At 66.8% G+C, this 7,011-nt stretch carries 6 protein-coding genes; 3 read left to right on the top strand and 3 right to left on the bottom strand.

The window, feature by feature from the left end:
• From nadB to DBR22_RS07230, 3 genes are all read right to left on the bottom strand, one after another.
• On the bottom strand, positions 1-1,384 hold a 1,384-nt coding region (gene nadB, locus DBR22_RS07220; protein ID WP_258229080.1), incomplete at its 3' end, for an L-aspartate oxidase.
• Between the two features lie 2 nt (positions 1,385-1,386).
• The gene (nadA, locus tag DBR22_RS07225) at positions 1,387-2,703 is read right to left on the bottom strand and encodes a quinolinate synthase NadA (RefSeq protein ID WP_108598446.1); all 1,317 of its coding nucleotides are present in this window, start codon (positions 2,701-2,703) and stop codon (positions 1,387-1,389) included.
• On the bottom strand, positions 2,700-3,410 hold the full coding sequence (locus DBR22_RS07230; protein WP_108598447.1) for an NUDIX hydrolase: 711 nt from the start codon (positions 3,408-3,410) through the stop codon (positions 2,700-2,702). The genes nadA and DBR22_RS07230 overlap by 4 nt, the downstream gene beginning before the upstream one ends.
• A gap of 249 nt (positions 3,411-3,659) precedes the next feature.
• Between DBR22_RS07230 and DBR22_RS07235 the strand changes: the two genes are divergently transcribed.
• The 3 genes from DBR22_RS07235 to DBR22_RS07245 all read left to right on the top strand — a co-directional run bounded on the left by DBR22_RS07235 (position 3,660) and on the right by DBR22_RS07245 (position 6,960).
• A complete protein-coding gene (locus DBR22_RS07235; protein ID WP_108598448.1) occupies positions 3,660-5,051 on the top strand; it encodes an amino acid permease in 1,392 nt (463 codons plus the stop codon).
• A 276-nt stretch (positions 5,052-5,327) separates the two neighbouring features.
• On the top strand, positions 5,328-6,155 hold the full coding sequence (locus DBR22_RS07240) for an alpha/beta fold hydrolase (RefSeq protein WP_108598450.1): 828 nt from the start codon (positions 5,328-5,330) through the stop codon (positions 6,153-6,155).
• A 157-nt stretch (positions 6,156-6,312) separates the two neighbouring features.
• Entirely contained in the window at positions 6,313-6,960 is a 648-nt protein-coding gene (locus DBR22_RS07245; protein ID WP_108598449.1) for a phosphoribosyltransferase, read from the top strand.
• Positions 6,961-7,011: the final 51 nt, after the last annotated feature.

Genomic DNA, 7,011 nt, shown 5'->3' on the forward strand with positions numbered 1-7,011 from the left:
GCTCGTGCACTGACCCAACAGCACCGGGCGCCGGGGCGTGTTGTCTTTCCGGCCAGGCACCCAGACTGTACTCCCCGTCGTCGACCGAGGGTATTCCGGAAGCGAGCGGAGGAACAGCGTCGGGCGACACCCAAGTCTCACCCCGCAGGAAGCTTTCAACCGCGCGCTGCCCGAACACAAGCCCTTCGAGGAGGGAATTGCTGGCCAGACGGTTTGCGCCGTGCACTCCGGTGCAGGCAACTTCGCCGGCCGCGTAGAGTCCGGGCACGGTGGTGCGGGCGTGGAGGTCGGTGGTGAGGCCGCCCATCCAATAGTGGGCGGCAGGAGCAACAGGCACCAGTTCGCGGGTCCAGTCGATGCCGGCCTCGCGGGTGCGGACGGTCAGGGTCGGGAAGCGCCTGGCCAGGTAACCCTTGCCGTGGCATGCCTCCACCACCCTCGCGTCGAGGTACACGTGGCCATTGGGGTCGCCCAGCTTGGCAAGGTGCAGGGCGATGCTGCGGGAGACGACGTCGCGGGGGGCGAGTTCGCCGTCCGGATGGTAACCGGGCATAAACCGTACTCCGCGCGTATCAATCAGGGTGGCACCTTCGCCGCGGACCGCCTCTGAGATGAGCAGCGGCTCAGGTTCGGCGCCGGACCCGGAGCCCGCTGCAGGGTGTACCAGGCAGGTGGGGTGGAACTGGAAGAACTCAAGGTCTGCCACGGCCGCACCGGCACGCCGGCCCAGAGCCAGGCCATCCGCGGTGGCGACTGCGGGGTTGGGGGTCTGGGCGAAGAGCCGGCCGGCCCCGCCGGTTGCCAGCAGCACTGCGTCGCCCGCGGCGGTGACCGTGCCGCCGTCGTGCCTGAACGTCACCCCGGTCACCCTGCCGCCGGTCTGAACGAGGGCCGCGGCGTGGGCGTGGGGGAACAGCTGGATAGTTCCGTTGGCCTGCCGCGCCAGGACGGCACGGATGAGGGCGTCGGCCACGCCGGCGCCGGTGGCATCGCCGCCGGCGTGCAGGATCCGCGGGGCGGAATGGGCGGCTTCGAGTCCCAAGGCCGGGCCGCCGTCGTCGTCCAGGTCAAACCGCACACCGAAGCGCCCAAGCCCGGCGATGTCCCGGCGCGCTTCAGTGCACAGCAGCCGCACTGCCTCTTCGTTGCAGTGACCCGCCCCCGCCTTCAGGGTGTCGGCGATATGAGCCGCCACAGTGTCACCGGGCGCCGGGGCGTCAAGGACCGCCGAGATGCCGCCCTGGGCGTACCACGTGTTGCTTTCCGCGAGTGCCCCCTTGGTCAGCAGCACCACCTCGGTGCCCGCGTCCGCCGCCAGCAGTGCCGCGTACAACCCCGCGATGCCGCTTCCAACGACGACCAGACGCCGTGAGCTGGTGCCCATCATTACGGCCTCGCGGCGAGCATGCGCTCGAGGGCGGTCCTGGCGCTTTCCTGCACGTTGTCCGCGACCGTAATGCGGTTAACGATGCGGCCCTCCACGAGTTCCTCCAGGACCCAGGCGAGGTAGCCGGGGTGGATCCGGTACATCGTGGAGCAGGGGCAGATGACCGGGTCCAGGCAGAAGATGGTGTGCTGGGGGTATTCGGCGGCCAGCCGGTTGACCATGTTGACTTCGGTTCCGATGGCGAACGTGGTGGGTTCCGTGGCCGCGGCGATGGCCTTCTTGATGAAATCGGTCGATCCGGCCGAGTCGGCAGCGTCAACAACTTCCATGGGGCACTCGGGGTGGACAATCACGTTGACGCCGGGGAAATCGGCGCGGGCCTTCTCGATCTGCCCCACGTTAAAGCGCTTGTGGACCGAGCAGAAACCGTGCCACAGGATGACGCGGGAATCCAGCAGGGCCTGTTCGTCGTTGCCGCCAAGCTCCTTCCGCGGGTTCCACATGGGCATCTGCTCAAGCGGGACACCCATGGCCTTGGCGGTGTTGCGGCCCAGGTGCTGATCGGGGAAGAACAGGACCCGCTGGCCGCGTTCGAAGGCCCATTCCAGGACCACTTTGGCGTTGGAGGAGGTGCAGACGATGCCGCCGTTGCGGCCGCAGAACGCCTTCAGGGCTGCCGAGGAGTTCATGTAAGTGACCGGAATAACCGGGACGCGGCCGGCGTCGTCCTTCTCGGTTCCGAAGATCTCCTCGAGCTGTTCCCAGCACTCCTCCACGGAATCGGCATCGGCCATGTCGGCCATCGAGCAGCCGGCCGCGAGGTTGGGCAGGATCACGGCCTGCTCCGGGGTGGACAGGATGTCCGCGGTCTCGGCCATGAAGTGCACACCGCAGAAGATGATCGCCTCGGCGTCGGGCCTGGTCAGCGCGGCGTTGGCGAGCTGGAAGGAGTCGCCCACGAAGTCGGCGTACTGGATGACTTCGTCGCGCTGGTAGAAGTGGCCCAGGATGACGGCCCGGCTGCCCAGCTTCTCCTTGGCAGCGCGGATGCGCACATCAAGTTCGCCATGGCTGGCGAGCTTGTATTCTTCCGGCAGCTGGCCCTGACGTGGCGTGGCGGCAGGTGCCACGTCTGCGTTGGAGGCGCCCGGACCATAAGCGGGGACACCCGCGAGCGCTTCGGCGAGGTCGTACTCCCAGGGGCCCTTGGCGAGGGCGGGGCTGCAGGTGGCAGTTGCCTTTCCTGCCGCTGCGCTCTTCGCCGCATTTTCGGCCTGTTCCCGCGTGATCAGCTGGATTGCTGTATTGACGCTCATGGTGTGCTCCTGTTATCGGGGTCGAGGCCGGGGCGGCCGGTAAAGCGGTAGAGACGTGGCGGGCGGTGTTTGCCGCCCTGGAGGTATTCCCCGGTTTCTTCGATCTCCGGGGTGGCCTTGAGCTGGCGGCGGAAGTTTGCCGGGTCGAGGCGGGTGTCCAGGACGGCCTCATAGACTTCCCTGACCTGGGCGAGCGTGAAGTACTCCCCCAGGAAGTGGTAGGCCACTGAGCCGTAGGCCAGCTTGCTCCGCAGGCGGAAGAGCGCGTACTCGACGATGGCGTTGTGGTCGAAGGCCAGATCCCCCACCTTGTCGGCCCGGAACCATTTCACGTTCTCGGACTCGTCGGCGAGGGCTGCCTCGGTGGGCTGCACCAGCGCCCAGTAGACAATCGACACCACGCGCTGGGTCGGTGAGCGGTGCAGGCCGCCGAAAGCGTAGAGCTGCTCCAGGTAGCTCGGGGCCAGCCCGGTGGTCTCGCGCAGGTTCCGCGACGCAGCGTCCTGCAGCGATTCGGTGTGCGTCAACGGACCTCCAGGCAGCGCCCACAGGTCCTTGTAGGGCTCACGGATCCTGCGGACGAGGGGAAGCCAGAGGGTGGGCCGGCCTGAAGAGACACTCGGCCGCAAGGCAAAGATGACCGTTGAGATGGCGAGTGAAGGTGCGGCAACCGCACGCTCGGAGACGTTTGCTGACGTGCCGTACATGGTTGCCCACCTGCCCTTCGTTGTGGCCCGCGGCTTTGATGCCGTCCGGTTAGTTATAGTCACAATGACTAGAACTGATTCTACGGCCACTTCCGTCCGATTCAAAATGTTTCGCCCTGCAGACGGCAGGTCAGGACCGCCAATGACGGCGGGGCCGTCGCAGGGCCCGCGACCACGGGCCGTCACTTTAGGCGGTAATGTCAATTGGTCCCCACGCGGACACCCCTACCCCCAAGAAGGTTCCCAGGCATGACATTGAAGTCCACGCAGATGCGGCCCGAAGCGCAGCATCTCGGCCACACGATGAAGACCCGCCAGCTCACCATGATGGGGCTGGGAAGCGCCATCGGCGCCGGACTCTTCCTGGGCTCCGGCGCCGGGATCCAGGCTGCCGGACCTGCCGTGCTGGTCTCATACCTTGCCGCCGGCACACTCATCATCCTGGTGATGTGGGCCCTGGGCGAAATGGCAGCCGCCCACCCCACGAGCGGCGCATTCTCGGTCTATGCGGAGAAAGCCCTGGGAAAGACTGCAGGCGCTACGGTTGGCTGGCTCTGGTGGCTTCAACTCGTGGTGGTCATCGCCGCGGAAGCCCTCGGTGCGGCCGGGCTGCTGGCCACGGTCTGGCCTGATCTTCCCGTCTGGGCGCTGGCGCTGGTCTTTATGATGCTGTTCACCGCCATCAACCTGGTGGGGGTCAGGAATTTCGGTGAGTTCGAGTTCTGGTTCGCCATCCTGAAGGTGGCTGCCATCGTCCTGTTCCTGGCCGTCGGTGCAGCACTGCTGTTGGGCCTCCTCCCTGATGTGCCCTCCCCGGGACTGGCCAACCTCACGGCGGATTTCGCTCCCAATGGTTTGGGCGGAGTCGCCACGGCGTTGTTTGTTGTCATCTTCGCCTTCGGCGGAACCGAGATCGTTGCCGTGGCCGCAGCGGAAACCGAGGATCCGGAGCACAGCGTCGGCAAGGCCGTCCGGACTGTCCTGTGGCGGATCCTTGTCTTTTACATCGGTTCCGTCTTTGTGATCGCCGCAGTCCTTCCGGCCACCTCCGAGGCCCTTTCCTCGCCCTTCGCCGGCGTGCTGGACGCAGCCCGGATCCCCGGCGCAGGCACGGCCATCACGCTGGTGGCCGTCGTCGCCCTTCTCTCCGCCTTGAACGCCAACCTCTACGGCGCTTCCCGCATGGTGTACTCGCTCGCAGAACGCGGCGAGGCCCCGGGATTCCTCGCCAGGCTGAGCAAGGAGAGCGTGCCGATTCCCGCCGTCGGCGTCTCAGTGGCATTTGGGTTCGCCGCCACGGTCCTGGAACTGCTGTTCCCCGACAGGATCCTGCCCGCCCTCTTCCAGCTGGTCGGCTCAACGTGCCTCGTAGTGTGGGGTACAGCCCTGGTCTCGCAGCTGATTCTCCGGCGGCGGGCCGACCGCAACGGCACGGCCCTGCCTTTGCGGATGAAATGGTTCCCGGGTCTGACCATTTTTGGCCTGGTGCTGCTCGGACTGATCTTCGCCGTGGGTTTCAGCGCCGGGAGCAGCCGCTCCCAGCTCTTCAGTACCATCGCCCTCATCGCCGCCCTCGCCGCCGCGTGCTGGATCAGCGCCCGGGTTACCGCCTCCCGCCAGGAAACCGGCAACCGCAGCTGAAGCCCGCCCTGCGCACCGCCTGGCGGGGCCAGGCGGAGGGCAACCAGTGTCCGGCAGCGGTGGATTACCGCAAAAACCGCTGTTGAACTGCCCGGTCCGCAGGCAGGTAAAGTGGTGCCTACCTTCGGTGGGCAGGGCGACAGACCAATGTCGGCGGGCCGTTGATCGTGTTCGTGATAACGGCAGTATTGCCCGAATCGCTGCATGGTCCCAAGGATGACGCACCCAAGCGCCGGGTCCGCCTGAGCGCCGTACCTGATGATGAGGACTGACACCATGAGCGGCAGGCACACCGGCGAGATGCACTCCCACACAGTGGAAGGGACAGATCCCCAGCTGTTCGTCCAGGTGCACGACCCCGCCTCCGATGCTGGGCTCAGGCCCGTCCTGCTGCTGCACGGGTTCTCGTCCTCCGGCAAGCTGAACTGGGAGGACACCGGATGGGTTGCGGCGCTCCTCGACGCCGGCCGGCGGGTCATCACCGTCGATCTCCCCGGGCATGGCCGCAGCGGCGCACCCGAAGACCGCGATTCCTACTCCCCCAGCCGGATCCGGGCAGACCTGCTCCAGATAGCGTTCGACGCCGGCGTGCGGCCCCTGCACAACGGTGACCCTTCCAGCGGGGTGGATGTGGTGGGATATTCGCTGGGTGCCCGCCTCGGCTGGGAGTTCGGCGCCACGCAGCCGGAAATTGTCCATCGCCTGGTCCTGGGTGGGCCGAACATCAGTGATCCGCTGGCCGCCTTCGATCTCGTGGCGGCGCAGCGTTACCTCGCCGACGGGACCCCCATCGCCGACGAATCGACGGCAGGGCTGCTGAAGATGGCCATGCTTATGCCGAGCAACAACATCTTCGCGCTGCTTTCACTGGTCGAGGCCATTAAGGATGAACCCTTCGACCCTGCCGAGGCTGTGCCCCATATGCCGATGCTCCTGGTGGCGGGCGATAAGGACGAGCGCGCAGCCACCATGCCCCGGCTGGCCGAACTGGGGATCAAGGCCGGCTCCATGGCCGAACAGCTGGTGCTGGCCGGGCGGAACCACACCAACGCCATCACCAGCCGCGCCTTCAAACAGGGTGCCATCGCTTTCCTGGCAGTCTGACGCCTGGCTTCATCCGCGGTTGGCGAGGCGGCCATCGACGTGGCCGCGGTCAATCTGGGTCACCGCGGCAGCCATCTGTCAGCGGGCCGTCCTTGCCGCCGCCCCTGCGCCTGACGGTAGTCTGGAAGCGGGGGCAAAAAGAGCCTGAAAGGCAGCAATGAGCACGCGTTTTGAGGACCGCACTGATGCCGGCGAACAACTCGCGGCTGTGCTGACGCAGTTCCGCGAACGTCCCGACACCATTGTCCTGGGCCTTGCCCGCGGCGGAATCCCTGTTGCGGCTGCGGCTGCCAAAGCCCTCTACCTGCCCCTCGGCGCCGTGCTGGTCCGCAAGCTCGGCATTCCCGGCCATGACGAAACGGCGTACGGCGCACTCGCGTGGGCCGGCGGCCGGATAGTACGCGTACTCAACCGCCCCCTGATAGCCCGCGTTCTGGACCATGGCGTCCGGCAGGAATGGCTGGACGACGTCGAGCAACGGGAACGGGCCGAACTGCTTCGCAGAGCCGGCACCTATCCGGGGATCCGCCACGACCTCTCGGGCAAGACCGTCCTGCTGGTCGACGACGGCCTGGCAACTGGAGCCACCATGCGTGCGGCGGTGGAGGCGGCACGCTCCGCCGGCGCGGCCAAAGTGGTTGCCGCCGCACCGGTGGGTTCGGTGGAGGCCGATGAGGCCGTCTCGCGGGTCTGCGATGCGGTGCTGTGCCTTCACCTGCCCGGCAAGTTCCGCGCCGTGGGCAGCTTCTACCGGCACTTCGAACAGCTGACCGATGAAGATGCCATCACTGTCCTGAACGGGTAAACAGGCCGACGGTTCGGCTCAGCTCCGATCCTCCAGGCGCAGGAACGGCGG

Source organism: Arthrobacter sp. HMWF013 (genome assembly GCF_003061105.1).
Taxonomy (GTDB): Bacteria; Actinomycetota; Actinomycetes; order Actinomycetales; family Micrococcaceae; genus Arthrobacter.

Coding starts and splice junctions, on each gene's coding strand:
- nadA (WP_108598446.1), bottom strand. CDS start 2,703: ATGAGCGTCAATACAGCAATCCAGCTGATCACGCGGGAACAGGCCGAA.
- DBR22_RS07230 (WP_108598447.1), bottom strand. CDS start 3,410: ATGTACGGCACGTCAGCAAACGTCTCCGAGCGTGCGGTTGCCGCACCT.
- DBR22_RS07235 (WP_108598448.1), top strand. CDS start 3,660: ATGACATTGAAGTCCACGCAGATGCGGCCCGAAGCGCAGCATCTCGGC.
- DBR22_RS07240 (WP_108598450.1), top strand. CDS start 5,328: ATGAGCGGCAGGCACACCGGCGAGATGCACTCCCACACAGTGGAAGGG.
- DBR22_RS07245 (WP_108598449.1), top strand. CDS start 6,313: ATGAGCACGCGTTTTGAGGACCGCACTGATGCCGGCGAACAACTCGCG.